Genomic DNA, 22,993 nt, shown 5'->3' on the forward strand with positions numbered 1-22,993 from the left:
GGATGAATCCAAATGCTCGACAATCCGATAGTTTACCTGCTCCGGGCGCCGACGCGCTCGCGCAGTCCGAAGCGCTTACAGACCTGATTCGGGGGCGCATCGCCGCGGCGGGCGGCTGGCTGCCGTTCGACCGCTATATGGATCTGGCGCTCTACGCGCCCGGCCTCGGCTACTACAGCGGCGGAGCGATGAAATTCGGCCGCCGCGCGGAAGACGGCAGCGACTTCGTGACCGCACCCGAACTGTCCCCGCTTTTCGCGACGACACTCGCGCGTCCGGTCGCGCAGGCCTTGCGGGAAAGCGGCACGCGGCACCTGATGGAATTCGGCGCGGGCACGGGCAAGCTGGCCGCGGGGCTCCTCGCCGCGCTCGCCGATCTCGATGTGCCATTCGACAGCTATGCGATCGTCGATCTTTCCGGCGAGTTGCGCGAGCGCCAGCGCGAGACCATCTTACGGGAGGTGCCGGCGCTCGCCGCGAAGGTGAAATGGCTCGACGCGTTGCCTGACCCGTTCGAAGGCGTCGTGATAGGCAACGAAGTGCTCGATGCGATGCCCGTGCGCCTCGTCGTGCGCAAGCTCGGCGTGTGGCACGAACGCGGCGTGGTCGATCTGAGCGGCCGGTTTGCGTTCGATGACCGGCCTGTCGAGCCGGATGCGCAGATCGAACTGATCGATGCCGCCATCGACGAAGCCAACGACGAGCCGTTCGCCGAGTACCTGACCGAAACGCACGAAGCCGCATTCGGCTTCACGAAGACCATCTGCACGATGCTCACGCGCGGCGCGGCGTTTTTCATCGACTATGGATTTCCGCGACGGGAGTTCTATCACGCGCAGCGCGCGGCCGGCACGCTGATGTGCCATTACCGGCATCGCGCGCACGCGGACCCGTTCCTTTATCCGGGCTTGCAAGACATCACCGCGCACGTGGAGTTTACGGGCATCGCGGAGGCGGGCGTCGAGACGGGCGCCGATCTGCTGGGCTTTACGTCGCAGGCGCGCTTTCTGATGAACGCGGGCATCACGGATGTGCTCGATGAGCTGGATCCTTCGGATGTGAAGCGGTTTCTGCCTGCGGCGAATGCGGTGCAGAAGCTCCTTTCGGAAGCGGAGATGGGCGAGCTTTTCAAGGTGATCGCGTTTTCGCGCGGCATTCCCGGCACGCTCGATGCCTTCGCGGCGGGTGATCGGTCTCATACGCTATGAGTGCGCGATCATGATCCGCTGGCTGCTCACGACGTTTATCGCACTCGCGATTCTCTCCGGGTCGATGCCTTGGTTGAAGAAGATCGGCATCGGGAGGTTGCCGGGGGATTTCACGCTTCGGATTTTTGGGCGTGAGTACTCGTTTCCTTTTATGTCGACTTTGTTGTTGTCGGTGTTGCTTTCGCTTGTTGCTCGGGTGCTTTGAGTCGTGGAACTTGGTTTCGTGTCGGTCTATTGGTGTTGCCCCTGTGCGGGGCGGCAGTCACTTTCTTTGCTGCTGCAAAGAAAGTAACCAAAGAAACAGCTTGTCCCATCCAAAGTGCTTCACGCCGGCCCCGGCACAGAAGATGGTATGTGGTCCGACAGTAGCGAGTGCCCTCAAAGGTCTGATCGGGCTTGGACCGCGCACGGTCTGACAAGCTAGAAGATTAAGGGCGCTGGTTCAGCACCAAATAGTTCCGGCACAGCGCTACGCGCTGCCGTTGGGTGTGCAAGGGAAACCAACGGTGGGCGAATGCAGTGAGATGGAAGCGTTAGCACGGAAGTGTGCGCCGACCCGATGGACCGGTCGGCCGCGAAGCGGGCCGGAGCTATTTGGCGCCTTACCAGTCAGTTGAGCGGCGCGATGTGGCAGACCGTGCGCGATCCAAGCCCGGTTAGGCCTACGAGGGCACTCGCTACTGCTGGACCACTTGCGAAGTTCTGTGCCGGGGCCGGCCTGAAGTACTTTGGATGGGGATAGCTGTTTCTTTGGTCACTTTCTTTGCAGCAGCAAAGAAAGTGACTTAGGAGAGAGAGGGAAAAGCCGGGTTTGTGACGGCGTGAGAGTTATTCCGCGCATGGGCCTTCGTAAGCTATCGCGCCGAGCATCAGACTCACCCCGATGCCGTCGATCAAACCTTCGCTCATCCCTGCCATGCCAATCAAGCCCTTCGCGCTCTTGCTGAGCGCATGAGCAAACAGGCCCGGATTGAAGAGCCAAGGAATCATGGCTCTATAGTCGATGCCTGCAAGTAGTCCCGATGCGCTGCCCGCTACTAGCACGCCTCCGCTACCTTCCGCGTATATCGTCGGGCCAACAAAATCACACGGCGTGAGTTCTCTAGAGACGAGACGCCACACACGGCCTACGCCGATGAAATCGCTACTCGCGCCGGAGCCTGAAACGCCGACATTGCCGCGCGGAAGAGTCAAGTCGGGTAAGCGCAGTTTTTCCGGTAATCGCCTTCCGCCGAGTCCGGCACCGAAACCGCGGTATTTAAACTTATGCAGCCCGTTCGTAGGATCGCGCAGTAGAAACATGCCACCGGATACCGCCAATTCACCTACTGACGCGCCAGCAGACGCAGCCGTTTCGTAAGTCCAACCGCTATTTTCCAGCATCGGATTTTCTCCTCCTCTCTTCCTCGGGCTTCATGCCGAACATCCCGCCGAGCATAAAAAAGAGTCCGATAAGCGCGGGGATAATGTGAAAGCCATACAAGCTAAATATCTGGTTTAGCTGTGCGTGTTGCGGATCGTTGACCCGGTAACGTACCTCAACACGATCATCTATTTCGGCTCGTGACGTACTGCTACCCGCGAAAGATATGCGTTTGCCATCACGCGTGGTGAATTCGACTTCCGGGTGAAAGCCGCCCGCATTAAGCTCGACTACTTTGCCCTCCGTCACTATCGAATAAAGCCTGAATTCCAGGGTGGATGGCAGCATGAAAAGCTGGAGCGAGAATATCGCGCCGCCAATCATCACAGAATCCCAATTGATCTTCCTTCGGTCAAATTTCAACATCATGCATAGCTCATTCGATGTTGAACCGTCGCGATTCCTCCCGGCATACCGGATGCTTTCTGAGTCTTGAATTCGCGCTTGAATTCGTTGAATGAAACCGTGACCCGTTCAAAGTGCCCATATTCACTACCGAATGGCTCGATTCGATTGACCATCAATTGTCTGAGATGGAGCTTTAGAAAGTCTGGCGGTGGAATAAGCTTTCCCGCAATTCCTTGCGCAACTGCCTGAGCATCCGGGCGACGAAAACTTAGAATCGCTTCATCTACACGCTTGTTATGCAACAGCATGTGCAGCAATCCGCTGGATGCAAGACCGACCTCGTGCACGAATGTGATGTGATCTACCGTGGCCTTGTTGGCCTGTGCAGTATCGCGTGTGAGTTGATGTATATCCCATTGCCAGCTTAATACTGCAATTTCCCCCTCATGGCCGAAGTCTTGCGCATCTCCAATGACGCCTTCGATCTTCATGAATATATTGCTCATGGCTCTTCCTCGTTCAGTATGTTCTATTGGCTCGTGAAGCCCCGCTCCTTGCCTGTCGCAAGGAGAGTAGTCAAAACGCGGAGCCGGCCACCATACGAAAAATCGTAAAAAAGCCCGCTGTGGGCGGGCTTGGCAAAACTTTGATCAGCTTCATTTGCCAGACCTCGGCGGCATCGCATGCATCGAGCGGCACCACTTCAAAACTCGCTTTCGGCTCGTTCGCCGCGATGCGTTTCACAGCGGTGCGACAATGAATGATGGTCTTGTGATCGTGCGGCACCAACAGCATTTCCCCGGTTTCGAGTGCGTTAATGCGGCCCGTCATCGAACCCACGTTATACGCACCCGCCTTGCGCCCGCCATGAGCCTTTTCTTCTGGTATTTACTGTCTCCGTTAATTTGGTGCACTCGGCGTGCGATCATCGTGCATAGACGTGCTCGATGTTCAAGCGTTGTTGAATGGCTTCAACTTTGGTGCGCATGTTGAGCGAGCGGAAGCCAATTAAACTGCACCGCGCATCGATCAAGGCTTGGTCCCATATGCCTTGAGTGTCGCGATAGATCACGAGCATGCCCGGCATGAGTCCTTGCGCTCTGACTTCCAGCGCAAGGACCTCTTCGATTCCGCTCGTTACGCTTCGCGTGCGAATCGTGTTGTACTCGATGATGGCGAGAAGCTTCACCGTGCCGCCGCTGTGGTTGATGCGCAAGACCTTCGGCAAATACTCGAACCGTGATTAATGACCGGCTCAAATGTCTGTGTGTCGATCTTGTATGCCACTTCCGTGTCCCTCCCGTTTTGAACGGCATCGAAAATGCACAAGCAGGGCAAACGGGGAAAGCGAAAACAGGTGTGCGCGTGTTCTATTTATGTTGACAGGTTTCGCGGGAACTGCGCGGCTTTGGCCAAACCCGCCCAAGGGCAACGCTAATAAACCGACGCGGAAGCAGGCTTCCATAGAAGGCCCCCCCAACAGCCCTCAAACTCCCAACGCCTCCTTCACCGCCCCCACCCGCGCCTCATGCACGGCATCCTTGATCTTCGAAGGCTGATCGGCATGCAACTGCGCAACCGCACCAGCATCGACCGCGCGCGCCGCGACAAGCGCCTCCCGCAGCCGCTCCGCCTGTGGGTAAGCCTGCTGCTCCAACCCGAGCCTCCCCCGCGCATCGGCGAGACAAGCCTGCAGCGCTTCGGCAAACCGCGCCGGCTTGCGCAACGCATCGGAGCGTTCGAAGAGACGCACGAGCGCCGCCGCGCCCATATCCATTACGCGATGAATATTGCCGTGCTCGCGCGCCACGAGCATCGCCAGATCGCGGCATTCGTTCGGCACGCGCAGACGCTCGCACAGCGGCCTCAACAGATCCACGCTGCGCCCCTCATGACCGATATGACGCGGCAGCACATCCTCAGGCGTCGTCGCCTTGCCGAGATCGTGCGTGAGCGCGGCGAAGCGCACCGGCAGCGCGAATCCCTGCGACGCCGCGTAGTCCAGCACCATCATCACGTGCACGCCAGTGTCCACTTCCGGGTGATAGTCGGCGCGTTGCGGCACGCCCCACAGCGCATCGACTTCAGGAAGAATCCGCACGAGCGCGCCGCAGCCGCGCAGCACCTCGAACATGCGCGACGGCTTCTTTTCCATCAGCCCGCGCGACACTTCCTGCCACACGCGCTCCGGCACGAGCGCATCGACTTCGCCCGCCGCGACCATCTTCCTCATCAACTCGGCGGTTTCCGGCGCGACAGCGAAATCGGCGAAACGCGCCGCGAAACGCGCGAGCCGCAGAATGCGCACCGGATCTTCGATGAACGCATCGCCCACATGCCGGAACAGCCGGTTCTTCAGATCGCTTTGACCGTTGAACGGATCGATCACCGGACCAGCCAGTTCGCCCGCCGGCGTCACCTCGCGCGCCATCGCGTTGATCGTGAGATCGCGCCGCGCGAGATCTTCCTCCAGCGTCACGTCGGGCGAATAGTAGAACTGGAAGCCGTGATAGCCCGCCGCCGTCTTCCGCTCGGTGCGCGCGAGCGCATATTCCTCGTGCGTCTCGGGATGCAGAAACACCGGAAAGTCCTTCCCGACCGGCCGATACCCCTGCGCCACCATCTGCTCCGGCGTCGCGCCCACCACGACATAATCGCGATCCATCACCGGCACGCCGAGCAGCTCGTCGCGGATCGCACCGCCCACTGCGTAGATATTCATCGCGCTCCCTCGCGCGCGCCGTCCATCCACGCCGCGACCGCGGGTAGCGCCGTGATGCGCTTCGCATAGTCGAGCGATGTCGCGCTCAGCTTCGGCGCGTAGGAATTGAAGCGCATGACGACCGGCGCGAACATCGCGTCCGCGATGCCGAATTCCGCGCCAAACAGGAACGGCCCGCCGGACTGCGCAAGACACGCCGCCCAGATCGCCTCGATGCGCGCGATGTTCGCAAGCGCTTCCGGCGTTGCGCCACGGCCCGGCGCGTGCGTCGTGATTTCCATCGGCATGTTCTGGCGCAGATCCGCGAAGCCCGCGTGCATCTCCGCGCTGACGCTGCGCGCGCGCGCGCGTGCGGCGGCGTCGCGCGGCCACATTGCGTGCTCCGGATGCCTCTCGGCGATCGTCTCCATGATCGCGAGCGATTCCCACACGGCATCGCCCGCATCGGTGACGAGGCATGGCACCTTGCCGGACGGCGAGACTTCGAGAATCTTCGATTTCGTGTCGGGCTGGCCGAGGCGGATCAGCGTCTCATCGAACGGGATGCCGAAATGCCTGAGCAGCACCCACGGACGCATAGACCAGGAAGAATTGAGCTTGTCACCGATAACGAGTTTCATGCGATCAGAAAAAGAAGATTAACGATGCGCGGTTGCGCGAAAAGCGTTGAAGCGCGAACGCGGCGCGTTGCCCGACAGATAAAGCGGCGCGATCGCCTCGATGCTCGCCGGCTCGTCGATGCCCAGCTCCGGCGCGAGCGGCCCGCTCGCGATGCTCGGCGTTTTCATCGAATCGAGATTGTCGCGCGAGATGATGGGCTGGCCGGGCGCCATTTCCATCGTCATCGCCTGAAGGCGGCCAAGGCTCTCCGGCAGCTTGATGATGCGCGAATGCTTGCCGATGGTCGCGCCCGCGAACCGCACGAGCTCCGCGAGCGTGTAGACGCCCGGGCCCGCGAGCTCGTAGACCTGGCGGTTCGCGGCGTCGAGATCGAGCACGTTGACCATCGCCTTCGCCACGTCGCCCACGAACACCGGCTGGAACTGCGCATCGGCGCACGCGAGCGGAATCACCGGAAACAGTCGCTCCAGAAACGCAAACTGGTTGAGCAGATTGTCCTCGGGACCGAACACCACGGAACTGCGGAAGATGGTCCAGTCGAGTCCCGATTCGCGGACGATCTTCTCGCCATCGCCCTTCGAGCGCAGATACATGCTCGGACCTTCGGGGTCCGCGCCGATCGCGCTCATGTGCAAAAGACGCCGCACGCCCTTCGCCTCGCACGCGGCGGCAATCTTGTGCGGCAACTCGACATGCGCCTTCGCGAACTCCGGCCCATAAGGTTCGTCGCGCCTGCCTTGAAGCACGCCGACGAGATTGATCACCGCGTCGCTCTGATCGATGAACGCGGCGAGCTGCACGGGATCGTGGACATCCGTCTCGATGACATCGATGGGCAACAGCGTGAGATGCGCGGCATTGATCCGCCGCCGCGTCGCGACGCGCACTTTCTTGCCGAGATCGACGAGCGCATTGACGAGATGGCTGCCGATGAAACCCGAACCGCCGATCAGCGCTACATGTTGGTGTCGCATAGTTCGCCTCTTGGGTCGCGGCCAGACGGATGCGGCTTCAGTTCAGAACGGCAGGGGCGGAAATGAAAACGCCCGCGCGTCCTGTCATTCGACGCGCGGGCGTGAGGGTTCGCTTCGGGACGGCGTCAGGGTGCGATATAGCCCAGACGCGCCTTCAACGACTGCGGACGGCCTTCGAACAGCGCAGCGTAGTAGACGGTGTTCGACAGCACGTTCTTCACGTAATCGCGAGTCTCGGTGAACGGGATCGTTTCAGCAAAAACCGCGCCCTCAACGGGAGCGCGCAAGTCCTGACGCCACTGGCGCGGCCTGCCCGGACCGGCGTTGTAGCCGGCGGTGGCGAGCACGGGCGAGTTGTCGAATTGATTGTAGATCATCGACAGGTAATTCGTGCCGAGCAGGATGTTGGTGTTGATATCGTTCATCTGCGCGCGCGATACCGGCCCGAGCCCGATCTTCTTCGCGACGAGTTGCGCCGTGCCCGGCATCAGTTGCATCAGCCCGCCCGCGCCCACTTCGGAGCGCGCGTTGATGATGAAGCGCGACTCCTGGCGGATGAGGCCGTACGCCCATTCGATATCGAGACCGGTGTTCTGCGCATCGCGCTCGACGATATCGCGGAACGGCGACAGATAGCGCAGCGAGAAATCGTGCTCCACGCGGGTCTTGTCGGCGGTGTTGACGGTGCGGTCGAACAGCTCGATGCGCTTCGCGTACTGCGCGGCGGCGATCAGCTGGCGGTCCGTCATCGTGCGCAGCGGCCAGTTCCATTCGCGATTGCCTTCGAGGCGCATGTTCAGCGCATAGAAACGCTGCGACAGTTCGAAGCCCGGCACCGACTGCATCTGCGTGATTTCGGCATCCGACACGGCCGTGCGCGGCGGCACGTTGATCTTCTGGCCAAGCTCTTCGAGCGCGAGCTGGCCGTAGAAGTTGTATTGATCCGCGATGGTCTGGAATTCCTGATTCGCCGTGGCCGCGTCGCCCGCCTGCTTCACAGCGCGCGCGTGCCAGTAGACCCACGACGGCTGCGCGCGCAGCGTAGGCGGCATCTGTTCGATCGACCAGCGCACCATGTTCCAGTCGCCGACGAGCAGCGCGCTGCGCGTGCGCCATTCGTACGCCGGGTTCGACAATTGCGCGCTCGCCGACAGCCGGTACCAGTCCGCCGCCGACGGCATGCGCTTGAGCGCCGCCTGATAACCGATGGTGCCCCAGCCGGTCGCGCGCTCGGTGGGCGTGAGGCTCGGCGCGACGGAACTGAACGTGGCCGCGGCCATGGCCGGGTCGTTGCGTGCCATGCGCGTGATCGCGAGCAGCGTCAGCTGATGCGCCGGCGTATTGGGCATCACGCCGCGCGCGAGATACAGCGGCGGCTTGTTGACGGCGTCGTCGAACAGCGTGTCTTTCGGCTTTTCCTGGCCGAGCGCCTCGACGATGCTCGACCCGGTGGTCGTGTAGTTCTGCTCGTAGGCGAGACGGATCTGCTGCCAGATGTCATCGCTCGTGAACTGGCCCGACTCCGCGAGCGCGCCGATCAGGTCGACGCAGCCGTCGCCGTACCATTTCGGCTCGACGAGCAGCGCGCGCGCCGCTTCCGTGACGTTCTCGCCGCGCGACAGGCGGGCTTCCAGCGCGTAGCACTTGACCTGCGTGTCGTCATTGAGAACGAAACGGGAGTATTGCTGCTCGAAGTTCTTCCAGTCGTGACGGCTGCCGAGCACGACGAGATAGTCGTTGCGCAGGCGATCGGCGATAGCCTGGCCATCGTAGCGCTGCAGGAACGAGAGCACCGGCGCGTCCGGCGCGTCGATGCGCGCGTGGCCTTGCGAATCGAAGAGCTGCGGCTTGATCGTGAAGTACTCGATATAGCTCGGCGCCGGATAGCCCGGAATCTGCGCGGCGAGCGCGGCGGCTTTGCCGGCATCGTTCGCGCGCGCGGCATCGCGCAACTGCAGGAAGATGCGGTCGTCTGATGTGGGCGAAAAATCGGCGTCGGGACGGACGGCGGAAGCCGTTCCACAGGCGACGAGGGTCACCGCGGCAAGGGCTGTGCCGACCGCGAGATATACTCGGTTGAGGCGTTTTGACATCTTTATTTCTGGAGCGCGAATGGTCTTGAACCAAGTCCTGAGATCGGAGGAAAGCATAGCACGCAACGTTTGCGATCAACCCAAGATCGAGCCCAAAAGCGCCTTGCGCGCAACGCTTCTCGCGACCCGCGAGGCGCAAAGCGAGCAAGCCGGCCAGGCCGCGAAGAACGCGGCGCTCGCCACGCGCATTCAGGAGGTGCTCGCGGGGCACGACGCGCGGTGCGTCGGCCTGTACTGGCCGGTCGCGGGCGAGTTCGACGCCCGTGAGGTGATGACACACTGGCTCGCCGCCGACGCCACGCGCGGCGCGGCGTTGCCGATCGTCGTCACGCCGCACGCGCCGATGGTCTTTCACGCATGGAGCGCAAACGCGCCGATGAAGCTCGGCCGCTACCGCATTCCCGTGCCCGAGGAAGAAAAAGTCGTGGTGCCGGACCTGCTGCTGATTCCGTGCGTCGGCTTCGATGCGGACCGGTATCGCCTGGGCTACGGCGGCGGCTATTTCGATCGCACGCTCGCCGCGTGGCCCAACGGCAAACGGCCAGTCAAGATTGGCATCGCGTACGAATCGGGCAAGTGCGTCAGGCTGCCGCGCGAAACGCACGACATGCCGCTCGACGCGATCGTCACCGAAACGTCTGTCTACTAGAGCGAGGCCGCCGCGCGCGCGGCGGTATCGTAGAGACCGGACGCATTGCGCATCAGTTGCGCGGCCTCGCCGATCTGCTCGTTGGTGAGGCCGCTTTCACGCAGCGTCTCGATGAGGCACGCCTCGCGCACCTCGCGATACCTGCCGCACAGCTCGCGCCCCGCCGGGGTCGCGGAAAAGAACACTTCCTTGCCCGTCTTCTCACTTTGCACATAGCCGCGAGCGACGAGTTTCTTGAGTGCATACGTGGCAACGTGCGTGTCCTCGATGTTCAGCACGAAGCAGATGTCGGCGAGCTTCTTCTTGCGGTCGCGATGGCTCACGTGGTGCAGCAGCGACACTTCCACCGCCGTCATGTCCTTCGCGCCCGCCGCGGACATGCAGCGCACCATCCAGCGATTGAACGCGTTTCCCGCCATGATGAGGCCGTACTCGAATTCCGACAGTTCGGCGCTGGCTTCGGAAACGAGATGCTCGGACGAGACGATCTTGGTGGGATGACGCGGCATGGCTTTGACCGATGTGAAGTGCGTTGGAGTGTAGCGCAACGTCATTTTGGCGAGCGACGGCGCGTCTCGGCGAAAACGTGAATTGATAATTTCTTGATAATTTATTGACAATGTAACATTCTGCGACGGGCGCAATCATCATCGGAACCACGAATTACGCGCCCCGCAAAAGGCAATCAGACGCATGACAAGACCACGCATTCATCCGCTCGGCGACACCGCGCTCGTGCTCGACGCCGCGCCGCCCGCCACGCTCGACTGCCAGCGCCGCATCTGGGCGCTGGCCGAGCACGCGCGCCTTATGCAGCACGTCGTCGAGGTGGTGCCGGGCATGAACAATCTGACGATCGTGTTCGATCCGCTCGAAGCGGACTACGAAACGCTCGCCGCGCAACTGGAAAGCGGCTGGGACGCCGCCGCGCAGACCATCGACGCCGATGCCGCCGAAATCGAGATTCCGGTGCGCTACGGCGGCGGCGACGGCCCCGATCTCGCCGCGCTCGCGCAGCACACGGGCCTTTCAGTCGATGAAGTGGTGAAGCGCCATACGGAAGCCGAATACGTCGTGTTCTTTCTCGGCTTCCAGCCGGGCTTCGCGTATCTCGGCGGACTCGATCCCGCGCTCGCGATGCCGCGCCGTTCGGAGCCGCGTCTCGAGGTGCCGGCGGGATCGGTCGGGATCGGCGGGGCGCAGACGGGCATTTATCCGGCGGCCTCGCCCGGCGGCTGGCAGTTGCTCGGGCGCACCGAGCTGAAGCTTTTCGATCCGGCCAGGAATCCGCCGACGCTCATGCAGCCCGGCGACCGCGTGCGCTTCCGGGCGCTGGAGGTGCGTGCATGATCGACGTGATTCGCGCGGGCGTGCTCACCTCCGTGCAGGACCTCGGACGCCGCGGCTACCGGCACCTCGGCGTGAGCGCCGGTGGCGCGCTCGATGCGCTGTCGCTGGAAATCGGCAACCGCATCGTCGGGAACAGGCCGGACGCGGCGGGCATCGAGATCACGTTCGGGCCCACGGTGCTGCGCTTCAAGCACGCGACGCGCATCGCCATCACCGGCACGGACTTCGGCGCGACGCTCGACGACGAGCCGGTCTATTCGTGGTGGAGCCTGCCGGTGCGCGCGGGCCAAGAACTGACGTTGCGTGCGGCCAAGCGCGGCATGCGCTGCTACGTGAGCATCGCGGGCGGCATCGACGTCCTGCCGATGCTCGGCTCGCGCTCGACCGATCTCGCCGCGTGCTTCGGCGGCCTCGGCGGGCGCGCGCTGCGCGACGGCGACCGCTTGCCGGTCGGCGTTCCGCAGCCGCACAAGGGCATCGCGTTTTCGCCGGAAGAGCCCGCGTTCGGCGTGAAGGCGCCCGCGTGGTGCAAGTTCGTGCTCGTCGACGAACCCGTGCGGCGCGGCCGTCACTCGCCGAGCCTCGCGTGGGCGGTCCCGATCCGCGTGCTGCGCGGCCCGGAATACGCGAGCTTCAGCGATACCGCGCACGACAGCTTCTGGAACGAGGAATGGACGATCACGCCGAACAGCAACCGCATGGGCTTTCGCCTCTCGGGCACGGCGCTCAAGCGTCGCGAAAAGATCGAACTGCTGTCGCACGCGGTCTTGCCCGGCACGGTCCAGGTGCCGCCGAACGGCCAGCCGATCGTCCTGATGGGCGACGCGCAGACGACCGGCGGCTATCCGAAGATCGGCTCGGTCATCAAGGCGGATCTGTGGAAGCTCGCGCAGGTGAAGCTGAACGGCGGCGTGCGCTTCATCGAGACGTCGGTGGAAGAGGCGCGCCACGCGCTCGCCGATGAACGGCAGTACGTGAGCCAGGTTGAAACCGCCATCGCGATGCATGAGGAACGCATCGGCCGCGCGGGCTCCTGAATCAAAAGCCGCGCGACAGACGCGGCGCATCGCACTCAACATCCAATGGGACGAAAGCAAAGGACATCATGGAAATCGATCTCAATGCCGATCTCGGCGAAGGCTGCGGCTCCGACGAAGCACTGCTCGATCTCGTGAGTTCCGCGAACATCGCGTGCGGCTGGCACGCGGGGGGCGCCACCGCGATGCGCGATTGCGTGCGCTGGGCCGTCGAAAAGGGCGTCGCCATCGGCGCGCATCCGAGCTTCAACGATCCCGAGAACTTTGGCCGCAGGGAAATGGACCTGCCGCCGGAGGAAATCTACGCGGGCGTGCTGTATCAGCTCGGCGCGCTCTCGGCGATCGCGCAGGCGGAAGGTGGGCACATCGCGCACGTGAAGCCGCATGGCGCGCTGTACAACCAGGCGGCACGGAGCACGGAAATCGCCGACGCGATCGTCTCCGCCGTGCACGATTTCGATCCCTCGCTGCTCGTGTTCGGGCTGGCGAACAGCGGGCTCGTCGAAGCGGCGCGGCGCGCGGGTCTGATCGCGATCGAGGAGGTGTTCGCGGATCGCGGTTACCGCGCGGACGGCTCGCTCGTGCCGCGCAAGGAGCCGGGCGCGTTGCTCGACGACGAAAACGTCGTGCTCGACCGCACGCTCGCGATGGTGCGCGAGCAGCGCGTGCGCGCGGTGTCGGGCGAATGGGTGCCGCTCAACGCGCAGACGATCTGCCTGCATGGCGACGGCGCGCATGCGCTCGAGTTCGCACGGCGCATTCGTGGCGCGCTCGCCGATGCGGGCATCGAAGTCCGTGCCGCGCACGCGGCCGCCTGACGCGCTCATCGAAGGATTGAACGCCCCGCGGGGCCGGGGCGTTTCAGCAAGCGGCCGCCAGAGCCGCATGTGGTGAAATCACGCGCCCAATACGAGGCGCGATGTCTATATCGTTTGGAGATCTCATGGCAACCCCAGTCAACTTATGGCCGCTCATCGGCGTGGCCGTCATCATCGTAGGCTTCGTGCTGCGCTTCAATCCGATGCTGATCGTCGCGGCGGCGGCGATCATCACCGGCTTCGCGGCGCACTTTCCCGTCGAGAAAATGCTGACTGCCATCGGCAGCGGCTTTCTTAAAACGCGCAACATTCCGCTCATCATCCTGCTGCCGCTCGCGGTGATCGGCCTGCTCGAACGGCACGGCCTGCGCGAGCGCGCGCAGATGTGGATTTCGAGCATCAAGGCCGCAACGGCCGGGCGTCTCTTGATCGTCTATCTGTTCGTGCGCGAGATCACGGCGGCGGTCGGCCTGACGGGCCTCGGCGGCCATCCGCAGATGGTGCGCCCGCTGCTCGCGCCGATGGCCGAAGGCGCGACCGAAGCGCGTTACGGCAAGCTGTCCGACGCGACGCGCTTCAAGCTGCGCGCGTATTCGGCCGCGACCGACAACGTCGGCCTGTTCTTCGGCGAGGACATTTTCGTGGCCTTCGGCGCGATCGTGCTGATGGTCACCTTCCTGAAGGAAGCGGGGATCGTCGTGGAGCCGATGCACGTTGCCGTGTGGGGCATTCCCACCGCCATCTGCGCGTTCCTGATCCACGGCTTCCGCCTCTGGCTGCTCGACCGCAAGCTCGCGCGCGAGCTCGACGCGCTCACGCGCAACATCGCGGGAGAGAAGGCATGACGCTCACGATCAACTATCTCTTTTATCTCGTCGGCATCGTGCTCGTGGTCGTCGCGGGCATGATCCTCACGGACAAGTCGCATCCGCGGCGTCTCTCCGCGGGCGGCTTCTGGCTGATCTACGCGCTCATCTTTCTGGTCGGCGACTGGCTGCCGGTGACGGTGGTCGGCGTGCTCGTCGTGGCGATGGCGTTGATCGCCGGGCTCGGCGGCGTCACCGGCGCGAAGCCGAAGATGCTCTCGGAAGAGACGCGCCGCCAGAGCGCTGTTCGTCTTGGCAACAAGCTGTTCGTGCCCGCGCTGACGATTCCCGTCGTCACCGTGATTCTCACGCTCGGCGCGAAGTATCTCGTGTTCGGCGGCGTGCCGCTGATCGAGCTGAAGAACGTGACGCTGATCGGCTTCGGCATAGGCTGCGTGATCGCGTTGGCCATCGCGTGCGTGATGACGCGCGACACCGTCGGCCAGTCGATGCGCGAGACGCGCCGCCTCATCGACGCGCTCTCGTGGGCCGCCGTGCTGCCGCAGATGCTCGGCATGCTCGGGCTGGTGTTCTCGGATGCGGGCGTCGGAAAGGCGGTCGCGCACGTGACGACGGCTTACGTCAACATGGATTACCGGATCGTCGCGGTCGCGGTGTACGTGGTCGGCATGGCGCTCTTCACGATGGTGATGGGCAACGGCTTCGCCGCGTTCCCGGTGATGACGGGCGGCGTCGGCGTGCCGATTCTCGTCGGCGTGTTCCATGGCAATCCCGCGACGATGGCCGCGATCGGCATGTTCTCGGGCTACTGCGGCACGCTGATGACGCCAATGGCCGCGAACTTCAATATCGTGCCGGCGGCCTTGCTGGAGTTGCCGGACAAGAACGCGGTGATCAAGGTGCAGGTGCCGACGGCACTCACGCTGTTGATTGCGAACATTTTCTTGTTGAACTGGCTGATGTTTATTTGAGCACGGGCGCGTGAGCGGCGATCGCCGCCGTCTCACGCGCTGATTTTCCGGCTGTACTCCCTTCCTCTCCCCCTCCGCAGTTCCATCGACGTCCGTCGACACAGTCACCCGCGATTTGCCAAGGACCCTCGGCAGTCTTCCGAGAGCTACTGCATTCATTCAATGCCGGGCATCGAGATCTGTTGATTAAGAACAATTAAGAACCCGCCTATATCTGGTACTCGGCAATTTGACGGAGACTCTGGTGTCCCATCGGTGCTTAGGAAAGCTTGGTGCCAAGCATCGTCAACGTTTGATTGCCAAAAGCGCGTCAGACGCCACGCACCGATCGCGTGTTTCACGAACTGACTGAGAGTTCGACTCGTATTTCGTACCTCGCGCCTTATCGCGCGCGCATCGGCGAGCCGGTCTTTCGTCACCGATTCCGTCATGCGTTTGCCGAGTTATTCCCGTCTCTTGAATCTACGCGCAGGCCCCGATCTGCTGTTGCGCCTGCTCGAAACGATCGTCGTCGCCATCAGCGCACTCGCGTCTCACCGGCTGTTCGCCACAGGCACTACGCCCTGTTATGACGGCGCGGTCGCCGCGTTCGCCATCATCTTCGCGTGGACGGTGCTGTCTAGCGTCTGTATCAAACGCCTGACGCACCTTTCTTCGCCGTGGCGCGCGCTCGTGCTGCCGGCGCTCGGCTGGATGCTGTGTGAGGCCGGCGCGGTGTGCCCGATCCAGTGGATGCATAGCGACTATGAGCCGTCTGCCGCCTGGCTCGCGTGCTTCTGTCTGACGACGGCTGCGGGCGTCATGCTCTGCCGCCTGCTCGGCCCGATGGCCGTTGCGCGGCGTGTGCGGCCCGTCTCGGTGGCCGTAGTGGGACGCGGCGAGCGTTGCGCGACGTTCGTCCGGCGCATCACGGCGATGCGCGATGCGGCATGCCGCATCGATGCGCTGTTCGACATCGACGCCCATTTCGGCGCCCACCCGGCCGATGTGCCCGTCTTTCGCGACATCGACGCATTCGCCGCGCATATACGCGCCCATCACATCGATGAACTGTGGCTCGCGCTGCCGCTCACTGACGAAACCGAGATGCTGCGCTTCCTCGAAATCTTCCGCAATGACCTGCTGAACATTCGCTTCATTCCCGACGTGAGCCGCATCGCGCGCTTTCAGGGCGATCGCGTCGATCTCGAAGGCGCGCTCGCGATCGACCTCGTCGCCGCGCCGCTCGATGCCAAAGCGCGCGCCATCAAGGCGAACTTCGACCGCGTCTTTTCCCTCTGCGCGGTGATCGCGCTGGCGCCGTGCCTGATCGCGATCGCGCTCGCCGTCAAGCTGACGTCGCCGGGTCCCGTGCTCTTCAGGCAGCGGCGCCGGGGCGTGAACGGCAAGCCCTTCGACATCTACAAGTTCCGCACGATGCACGCGCACACGAACGACGAAGGCGTGGTCGTGCAAGCCACCCGCGACGATCCGCGCGTCACTCGTCTCGGCGCATTCCTGCGCCGCACGAGCCTCGACGAACTGCCGCAGTTTTTCAACGTGCTGCGCGGCGAAACCGACCCGGTCCACAAGATGCAGCGGCGGGTCGAACACGATCTCTATTACCTCAGCAACTGGTCGTTCGCGCTCGACATGCGCATCGTGCTCGCGACCATCGTGCGGGGTTTCGTACATCGCAATGCGTACTGACGCGCAGGACTCAATCATGACTTACTCGATGCAGCGCGTTCGCGGGACTGCAATGGCGGCCGCGATGACGGCAATGCTCGGCGCCTGTGCGTTCGCGCCGGGCTTCCGCATGCCGGTCAGCTCCGGCGACATGACCGCGCAGGGCGAAGCCCGTCCGCATATCGAAGCCACCGCGGCGACGCCCGCGATTCCGGTCACGGAGCTCGATCTCGCGCTCGTGAAGCGCTTCGCCGATCAGCGCAAGGCGAATCAGGACCAGCAGGCGAAGCGGCTCTTCGGCGCGCCTGGCCCCTATACGGTGGGCGTGGGCGACGTGCTGCAGATCGTCGTATGGGATCACCCGGAACTCGCGGCGGCGGTCGGCACGTCGCAGAACCAGCCATCGGCGAAGGCGAGCGATCCGGCGAGCGGCTTCGTCGTCGATCAGAACGGCAATCTGCGCTTCCCTTACGCGGGCACGCTCGCGGTCGCCGGCCTGCGCACCGATCAGATCCAGCAAAAGCTGACGACCGCTCTTTCGACGTATCTCGTCAAGCCGCAGGTCACCGTGCGCATGGCGTCCTATCGCTCGCGCCAGGTGTATGTCGACGGCGAGGTGCGCAATCCCGGCGCGTTATCCCTGACCGACGTGCCGCTCAGCTTCTACGACGCGATAGCGCACGCCGGCGGATTCAGCGACAACGCCGATCAGAGCGATGTGGTGCTGGTGCGCGGTGGCGCGTCCCATCGGATCGATGTGCCGCAACTGATCGCGCAAGGGCTCAATCCGTCGGGGCTTTATCTGAGGGCCGGCGATGTTCTGCGCATCACGCCGCGCGATGAAAACGCCGTGTACGTGATGGGCGAAGTGAACAGGCCCGGCTCGGCGGTGCCGCGCCGCGATGGCGCGCTGACGCTCGCGGACGCGATCTCGCAAGTCGGCAGCATCAATTCGAATACCGCGGACACCGCGCAGATGTTCGTGGTCCGCTCGGTCAACGACACGCCGCAGGTTTTCCACCTCGACAGCCGTTCGCCGGTGTCGATGCTCGTCGCGAACGAATTCAAGTTGCAGCCGAAGGACATCGTGTATGTCGACGGCAGCGGCCTCGTGCGCTTCAACCGCGTGATCAGCCTGCTCATGCCGCTGATCAACACCGGTCTTACCGCGGGAGTGATCGCGAAATGATCCGCTCAGTGCTGATGGTGTGCGAGGGCAACATCTGCCGCAGTCCGCTCGCGGCGGCGCTGCTCGCGCGTGAGATGCCGGAGCTCGCGGTGACGTCGGCGGGGACGCATGCGCTCGTGGGCTGGCCCGCTGATCCTCACGCCGTTGAGTTGATGCGCGAGCGAGATATCGATTTGTCGGGTCACGCGGCGCGGACGGTGAACTCTCAAATGATGAGTTCGCATGATCTCGTGCTCGTGATGACGCTCGCTCAGCGCGAGGAGCTTCTGGCGCGCTATTCGTCTTCGCGTGGTCGCGTCTATCGCTTGCTGCACGACGTACAGGGCGATGTCGTCGATCCGTATCGCCAGGATATCAACGCCTTCAAGGCTTCGCTCGCGCAAATCGAACGCGGCGTCGTCGATTGGCTCGGCAGATTGCGACGCGCGACGCCCGCGTCCAGGCCCGAGTCCACGCTCTGAACCCGATACCGGGGCGCACCGTCCGCCGCGCAAACGCGATGCGGTTCGCCCCCCTTGATGGAACTACGCATGTCACACCCTGATCGCCCCAGCCTGGCTCAACCCGCCGAGCTGGATGTAATTGCCGTCATCGACACGCTTCTCAAGAACGCGTGGCGCATCGTCCTGATCATGGCAGTCGTCGCGCTGGCCGGCACGGCCTGGGCTTTCTTGTGGCCTCCGAAGTACCAGGCCGACATCATGATTCAAGTCGAGGACAGCGCAGGTGGGGGAGTCGCCGGCAGCCTGCTCAACGAAATGTCGACGCTCTTCGATGTGAAGTCGTCAGCTGCTGCTGAAGCCCAGATCATCACGTCCAGGCTAGTGGTCTCACGAGCCGTGGAAAGGCGGCGGCTTTATATCGACGTCACACCCAAGCGGTTTCCGGTAATCGGCGATTTCATGGCACGCGTATTTGACAAGCCAGTTCACCCGGGAGTGTTCGGTATCGGCGGGTTCGCCTGGGGTCATGAGCGAGCAGAACTGTTGCGCTTCGATGTTCCAAAGCAGCTGCAGGAAGAAACCTTCACGCTGAGCGTGGGTGACTCGGGTCACTACACGCTGACAAGCTCGTATCTCGATCTGCCAGTGCGCGGAAAGGTCGGCGTCGAAAGCAAGGTCGATACACCGTATGGGCCGCTTTTCATCAATGTCGCCCGCTTCGACGCATTGCCGGGAACCAGCTTCTCCGTGATTCGCCATTCGTTCGCAACGCGCGAGATCATCGCGCTGTCGCAAAACCAGTGCCGGCTCAGCTTTGCGGTACAGAGCGTCGGTCGTGGCAACGATGATGCCGCGTATTACCGACGCCTGGGCGTATCTGGAGAGTTGCCGAGCTTGCGTCATTTGCTTCAGCACGATACGCCGGACGCGGTTGTGTCGGTCCGTCTGCACGGCGCGCTCGAGTCGCTGCTTCACGGCGTTCCGGCGTTTCATCTCAGCTACGAACGCAAGGGGTTTGGCGCATACGACGATCTGGGCATTCCGGGTTGGGTCGCGAATGCCGCCGACTTCGATGCCGCGGCGGTTGCGCAACACCTGTTTTCTCCGCAAGCGCTCCCGGCGTTCTGGGACGCAACGGAAGGCGCGCTGGCGCGCATCTCGGCGCAACGGGCGTCACTGATAGAAATACTACGGGATGCCGCCGGTACGGACGCGATGCAACGCGATTCACATCGCGAAAGACCACAACTCCTGGACGTCTGAGGGCAGACGGCCATGCTACTGCGTCTCTTCTTGCGTTCGGCATCACTCGCTGCCAAGTTCGGGCTGACCATCGCGATCGCGCGCATGCTGGGCTTCGCGGCGATTGGCGAATACGGACTGGCGGTTGCGGTCTCGGTGATTGCGTCGAAGTTGTGCGGGCTCGGTTTCAGCGCCGAAGTGAACCGGCAACTGAGCGGTACGGCTCCCGAGGCTGCGATCGAATCGGCGCGCACGCTGCGCGGCGTTTACGCCGTTTTCTATGCGATAGCAGGCCTGGGGCTCATGACTGCGTCCTTGTGCGGCTGGCTTGCGGGCGCGTCAGCAGATCCGGAGTCGTTATGTCTGGTGCTGCTCGTCGCCGCAAGCGAGCACTACGCACTGGAAGCCAACACGTACGTCTTCTCCGTTCACCGGAACCGCGAAGGTTCGGTGATGCTGTTCCTGAGAACCGGCGGATGGTCAGCCATCGCGATCGCCGGCCTGCTGACGCACATGTTCGGCGACGTACGGGTGATTTTCGTCCTTTGGATGCTCACGAACGTTGGCGTGATCGCCTGGGCATGGGCACTGTTGACGCGCATCGCCCCGCACCACAATAACGTCACAGCCGCAAAGAGAGATCACGCATCGAACTTGCGCGCCACCTGGATAGCAGGCATGCATTTCTATGTCGGGGGAATTCTGCTGGCCGGCCTGCAGTATGCGGAGCGCTTCGTCGCGTCCGCCTGGCTTTCCGCCGCGGAGGTCGGGCGATATGTCTTCGTTTGGTCGATTGCGAACGCAGCTCAGACGATCGCCTATGCGACCGTCGGCGTGATCGTCGGACCACGCCTTGCACGCGCGGCTGGCGGCTCGGATGCGGACTGGCGTGCTGCGTTCGGCCAGTCGCTTCGTAGCACGGTCGGCGTGAGCGTTTCGGTGGCAGTGGGAATCGCGTGTATGTCGCCGCTTCTCTTCTGGCTGGCAAAAGAACGGTTGACACCTGCAGCGCTTACGACACTTTCCATTCTGCTTGTCTCATTCCTGCTCCGCTCCATCGGCGATCTCCTTTGGTCGGCATCGATTGCCCGCCAGGCGCGAACTCGTATCGTGATCGGCATGTGCATCGCCGCTGCTGTTGCACTAACGCTTTCCCTCTGGCTCATTCCCGATCACGGGGCAACGAGAGTCGCATTCGCGCATTTGCTGGCCAGTATCTCGGTTCTGCTTGCGCTTTCCTGGGCGCTCGGCGGACGACGGGCCGGCGCATACGACGATGTTTAAGCGATTGATGGTCACCGGGCCCCGACTGAGCCAAGGCCTGATCGCCTGGCTGGCTGGGATATCGTCGTGCGGCTATATCGGCCTGTTTGTAGCCGGCAAGTCCCTGCTGCCCGAATTTCTGTACCGGGATGCAGATAAGATCCAGGCACAGATGGACGGTGCGAGCACTTACGATGGCTCTTCATTCGATGCCGTCGGCAAGTTCTATGCGATGTTCGGTCCGGCGCTCCTCGGCCTTTTCGTAATGGCGATCGGAGTGTGGTTCATCTGGGCCCTGCTAAGCCGCGTGAAGCACGCTGGCGCGCTGAGTATGGCACTGCTGTTCGGTGCACCCTGCGTTTTTTTCAATCTGTTCGTCGCCTCGAAGGACACGCTCGTCGTTGCCATGGCGTTGTTGATCGTAGGTACGCTCCGGCGCAGGCGCGCGGGATTTACCGCAGTGGTCGCGTTCGTGGCTTACGCCACCTACGCGCTGCTCGTGCGGCGATATTTCCTTCTGATCGTCGCTTCCGGCGCCGGACTCTGGTTTTTTCGACGCGCCGGGCGAAGAACGCGCATCGTTCTGGTCGGCACCGTTCTGCTCGTCCTGGTTTTGTTGCCTTCTGGCGCATATACCGCGTTACTGCATCCGCGCGACATGGCTGTCGACTACCTCGTGTACCAGTCTCCTTACGGCGCGCGCACCAGTTTTTATAACTTGCTGCCACCCGACTCATTCACGGCTTTTTGCATTGACTATCTATATGCGGTCGTTCGCTTGCATTTGCCGATTCTCTTTTCGCCTGATCCACGCGGTCTTGCGATGCAGGTTTTCGTGATAGCCGCATGGCGTGCAACCCGGACATCGCACACTGCCACTGAAGCCGGACCGTGCGCCAGCATGCTCGCGTGTCTGGTGATGGGCCACATCATGGTGTCGATGTTGTTCGAGCCCGATCTTGGCAGTTACGTGCGGCATCTATCCAGCGTATCGATTTTCTGCATGGTGCTGTTCGCCACGAGCGCCCAGGCTCAATGCACCAGATATGCCGTCGATCAATGCGCTCCCGGGCGGCTGGCAAAGTAGCCGGTCATCGAATCGAGCGCAGGTTTCGCCACGCCGTTCGCGTCGACGAGACCAAAACTGCGCTCGCGGCCGCTCGCCGCACGGTCCGTGTCTTTCCACTCGTAGATCGAGACGAGCGAGACATCGAGCGCATCGATAGAAGCAACGAATGCGCGGAATCTGTCCGTCTGATTCACGAGACTGCTTGTTGGTGAGCCCTGAGACGGCACTCCCCATTCGGTGATTATCGTCGGTAAGCCATAGCGCGAACGAACTTCACGCGCCGCGTCGTCCACCTGCGCCGGTGTCATGCCATATGCGTGGTATGAGACGGCATCGATGCAGTTCGGCGCGCCGGAGAGAGCTGACTGCAGCAACTTGCTCGCGTCATTGCCGCCGACCGGCGCGCGTGCAAAGCCAAAGCCATAAACCGGCACCCGTAACGGCGACGTATCGATCTGCGCGCACAGGCCTCGGACGAACGGCGGAAATGTCTTGGTCACTTCGCCTGTTGGCCAGTAACGGCTTAGATCTGGCTCGTTCCACAATTCGACGCCGATAAGCTGTTTGCCGTAATTTTGTGTCAGTGCTTGTATATGCGCACCGAATTGTCGGCCGGCCAATTCCATCTGCGCGGGCTGCGTAGTGCCTGCGGCACGTAGCGGGATGGTCGAACGGATCGTGAGCAAGACCGGAAGGCGAGCGCCATCCGCGTTTGCAAAAGCCCTCGCGACGCGACGCACATACGCCGCATCGTCCAGACGATCCGTCCATACGCCAAAGCGCACGAACTCGAAGCCGACGCGTGAAATCGCTGCGGCATCCCGTTCCGAAAAGGTTTCGATCTTGGCCTGTATGCCCACGGAGGGCACACCGACCCCTGCCGGTTTGTCGAGGGCGCGCGAAGAATCCTTGGCGCACGCCAGCGGCGTTGCCTGCGATATAGCGCAAATTATCGCAACCACAGAAAGCAAGAAGTTGAGAATTCGCGAAGACCGTTTCATGGTGTCAAAGAGGCTGCACTGAGCAATATGCTGTGCCAGTTCAAAGGCGAATAGGACAGTGTAGGGTGCGTATGGCG

The 22,993-nt window shown here is 62.7% G+C and carries 25 protein-coding genes; 14 read left to right on the forward strand and 11 right to left on the reverse strand.

Features of this window, described 5'->3' with window-relative positions; genetic code table 11:
• Window positions 1-2: 2 nt before the first annotated feature.
• Both AC1Z32_RS12650 and AC1Z32_RS12655 read left to right on the forward strand, forming a co-directional pair.
• On the forward strand, window positions 3-1,208 hold the full coding sequence (locus AC1Z32_RS12650; RefSeq protein ID WP_483478992.1) for a class I SAM-dependent methyltransferase: 1,206 nt from the start codon (window positions 3-5) through the stop codon (window positions 1,206-1,208).
• 10 nt (window positions 1,209-1,218) lie between these two features.
• Complete coding sequence (locus AC1Z32_RS12655; RefSeq protein WP_483478993.1) at window positions 1,219-1,413, forward strand: DUF2905 domain-containing protein; 195 nt, start codon at window positions 1,219-1,221, stop codon at window positions 1,411-1,413.
• 623 nt (window positions 1,414-2,036) lie between these two features.
• Here AC1Z32_RS12655 and AC1Z32_RS12660 read toward each other — a convergent pair.
• From AC1Z32_RS12660 to AC1Z32_RS12700, 9 genes are all read right to left on the reverse strand, one after another.
• Window positions 2,037-2,591 (reverse strand): hypothetical protein, encoded by a 555-nt coding sequence (locus AC1Z32_RS12660; protein WP_483478994.1) that lies wholly within the window; start codon window positions 2,589-2,591, stop codon window positions 2,037-2,039.
• Window positions 2,578-3,000, reverse strand: a complete 423-nt coding sequence (locus tag AC1Z32_RS12665; protein ID WP_483478995.1) for a DUF3592 domain-containing protein — start codon at window positions 2,998-3,000, stop codon at window positions 2,578-2,580. The genes AC1Z32_RS12660 and AC1Z32_RS12665 overlap by 14 nt, the downstream gene beginning before the upstream one ends.
• The gene (locus AC1Z32_RS12670; protein ID WP_483478996.1) at window positions 2,997-3,485 is read right to left on the reverse strand and encodes an Hcp family type VI secretion system effector; all 489 of its coding nucleotides are present in this window, start codon (window positions 3,483-3,485) and stop codon (window positions 2,997-2,999) included. Before AC1Z32_RS12670 ends, AC1Z32_RS12665 begins: the two co-directional genes overlap by 4 nt.
• A 70-nt stretch (window positions 3,486-3,555) precedes the next feature.
• Window positions 3,556-3,810, reverse strand: a complete 255-nt coding sequence (locus AC1Z32_RS12675; protein WP_483478997.1) for a hypothetical protein — start codon at window positions 3,808-3,810, stop codon at window positions 3,556-3,558.
• Window positions 3,811-3,904: 94 nt separating this feature from the next.
• Window positions 3,905-4,195, reverse strand: coding sequence for a hypothetical protein (locus tag AC1Z32_RS12680; RefSeq protein ID WP_483478998.1), 291 nt, complete (start codon window positions 4,193-4,195; stop codon window positions 3,905-3,907).
• 270 nt (window positions 4,196-4,465) lie between these two features.
• Window positions 4,466-5,701 carry a multifunctional CCA addition/repair protein gene (locus AC1Z32_RS12685; RefSeq protein WP_483478999.1) on the reverse strand — a complete coding sequence of 412 codons (1,236 nt, stop codon included), beginning with the start codon at window positions 5,699-5,701 and terminating at the stop codon, window positions 4,466-4,468.
• Window positions 5,698-6,321, reverse strand: a complete 624-nt coding sequence (locus tag AC1Z32_RS12690; RefSeq protein ID WP_483479000.1) for a glutathione S-transferase family protein — start codon at window positions 6,319-6,321, stop codon at window positions 5,698-5,700. Before AC1Z32_RS12690 ends, AC1Z32_RS12685 begins: the two co-directional genes overlap by 4 nt.
• A gap of 18 nt (window positions 6,322-6,339) precedes the next feature.
• Window positions 6,340-7,296 (reverse strand): complex I NDUFA9 subunit family protein, encoded by a 957-nt coding sequence (locus AC1Z32_RS12695; protein WP_483479001.1) that lies wholly within the window; start codon window positions 7,294-7,296, stop codon window positions 6,340-6,342.
• Window positions 7,297-7,421: 125 nt separating this feature from the next.
• Window positions 7,422-9,389, reverse strand: coding sequence for a lytic transglycosylase domain-containing protein (locus AC1Z32_RS12700; RefSeq protein ID WP_483479002.1), 1,968 nt, complete (start codon window positions 9,387-9,389; stop codon window positions 7,422-7,424).
• A gap of 19 nt (window positions 9,390-9,408) precedes the next feature.
• Here AC1Z32_RS12700 and AC1Z32_RS12705 point away from each other — a divergent pair, with 19 nt between their 5' ends.
• Window positions 9,409-10,038 (forward strand): 5-formyltetrahydrofolate cyclo-ligase, encoded by a 630-nt coding sequence (locus AC1Z32_RS12705; RefSeq protein ID WP_483479003.1) that lies wholly within the window; start codon window positions 9,409-9,411, stop codon window positions 10,036-10,038.
• On the opposite strand, the gene AC1Z32_RS12710 is transcribed toward AC1Z32_RS12705, so the two are convergent.
• Window positions 10,035-10,547: a winged helix DNA-binding protein gene (locus tag AC1Z32_RS12710; RefSeq protein WP_483479004.1), complete on the reverse strand. Its 513-nt coding sequence runs from the start codon at window positions 10,545-10,547 to the stop codon at window positions 10,035-10,037. The genes AC1Z32_RS12705 and AC1Z32_RS12710 overlap by 4 nt on opposite strands.
• A gap of 184 nt (window positions 10,548-10,731) precedes the next feature.
• Here AC1Z32_RS12710 and pxpB point away from each other — a divergent pair, with 184 nt between their 5' ends.
• The 11 genes from pxpB (at window position 10,732) to AC1Z32_RS12765 (ending at window position 21,933) form a co-directional block, all read left to right on the forward strand.
• Window positions 10,732-11,388: a 5-oxoprolinase subunit PxpB gene (gene pxpB / locus AC1Z32_RS12715; RefSeq protein ID WP_483479005.1), complete on the forward strand. Its 657-nt coding sequence runs from the start codon at window positions 10,732-10,734 to the stop codon at window positions 11,386-11,388.
• Complete coding sequence (locus AC1Z32_RS12720) at window positions 11,385-12,425, forward strand: 5-oxoprolinase subunit C family protein (protein ID WP_483479006.1); 1,041 nt, start codon at window positions 11,385-11,387, stop codon at window positions 12,423-12,425. The genes pxpB and AC1Z32_RS12720 overlap by 4 nt, the downstream gene beginning before the upstream one ends.
• A gap of 68 nt (window positions 12,426-12,493) precedes the next feature.
• Window positions 12,494-13,243, forward strand: a complete 750-nt coding sequence (gene pxpA / locus AC1Z32_RS12725) for a 5-oxoprolinase subunit PxpA (RefSeq protein WP_062601686.1) — start codon at window positions 12,494-12,496, stop codon at window positions 13,241-13,243.
• Window positions 13,244-13,368: 125 nt separating this feature from the next.
• Window positions 13,369-14,088, forward strand: coding sequence for a DUF969 domain-containing protein (locus AC1Z32_RS12730; protein WP_483479007.1), 720 nt, complete (start codon window positions 13,369-13,371; stop codon window positions 14,086-14,088).
• Window positions 14,085-15,041: a DUF979 domain-containing protein gene (locus AC1Z32_RS12735; RefSeq protein WP_483479008.1), complete on the forward strand. Its 957-nt coding sequence runs from the start codon at window positions 14,085-14,087 to the stop codon at window positions 15,039-15,041. The genes AC1Z32_RS12730 and AC1Z32_RS12735 overlap by 4 nt, the downstream gene beginning before the upstream one ends.
• Before the next feature lie 456 nt (window positions 15,042-15,497).
• On the forward strand, window positions 15,498-16,730 hold the full coding sequence (locus AC1Z32_RS12740; protein ID WP_483479009.1) for a sugar transferase: 1,233 nt from the start codon (window positions 15,498-15,500) through the stop codon (window positions 16,728-16,730).
• A gap of 16 nt (window positions 16,731-16,746) precedes the next feature.
• Entirely contained in the window at window positions 16,747-17,898 is a 1,152-nt protein-coding gene (locus AC1Z32_RS12745; RefSeq protein ID WP_483479010.1) for a polysaccharide biosynthesis/export family protein, read from the forward strand.
• Complete coding sequence (locus AC1Z32_RS12750; RefSeq protein WP_483479011.1) at window positions 17,895-18,359, forward strand: low molecular weight protein-tyrosine-phosphatase; 465 nt, start codon at window positions 17,895-17,897, stop codon at window positions 18,357-18,359. The genes AC1Z32_RS12745 and AC1Z32_RS12750 overlap by 4 nt, the downstream gene beginning before the upstream one ends.
• Window positions 18,360-18,428: 69 nt before the next feature.
• Entirely contained in the window at window positions 18,429-19,604 is a 1,176-nt protein-coding gene (locus tag AC1Z32_RS12755; RefSeq protein ID WP_483479012.1) for a Wzz/FepE/Etk N-terminal domain-containing protein, read from the forward strand.
• A gap of 12 nt (window positions 19,605-19,616) precedes the next feature.
• Window positions 19,617-20,867: an MATE family efflux transporter gene (locus AC1Z32_RS12760; RefSeq protein ID WP_483479013.1), complete on the forward strand. Its 1,251-nt coding sequence runs from the start codon at window positions 19,617-19,619 to the stop codon at window positions 20,865-20,867.
• On the forward strand, window positions 20,860-21,933 hold the full coding sequence (locus AC1Z32_RS12765; protein ID WP_483479014.1) for a hypothetical protein: 1,074 nt from the start codon (window positions 20,860-20,862) through the stop codon (window positions 21,931-21,933). Before AC1Z32_RS12760 ends, AC1Z32_RS12765 begins: the two co-directional genes overlap by 8 nt.
• Here AC1Z32_RS12765 and AC1Z32_RS12770 read toward each other — a convergent pair.
• Window positions 21,903-22,916, reverse strand: a complete 1,014-nt coding sequence (locus AC1Z32_RS12770) for a glycosyl hydrolase (RefSeq protein ID WP_483479015.1) — start codon at window positions 22,914-22,916, stop codon at window positions 21,903-21,905. The genes AC1Z32_RS12765 and AC1Z32_RS12770 overlap by 31 nt on opposite strands.
• Window positions 22,917-22,993 lie beyond the last annotated feature (77 nt).

It is taken from the genome of Caballeronia sp. 11_S32, assembly GCF_056930355.1.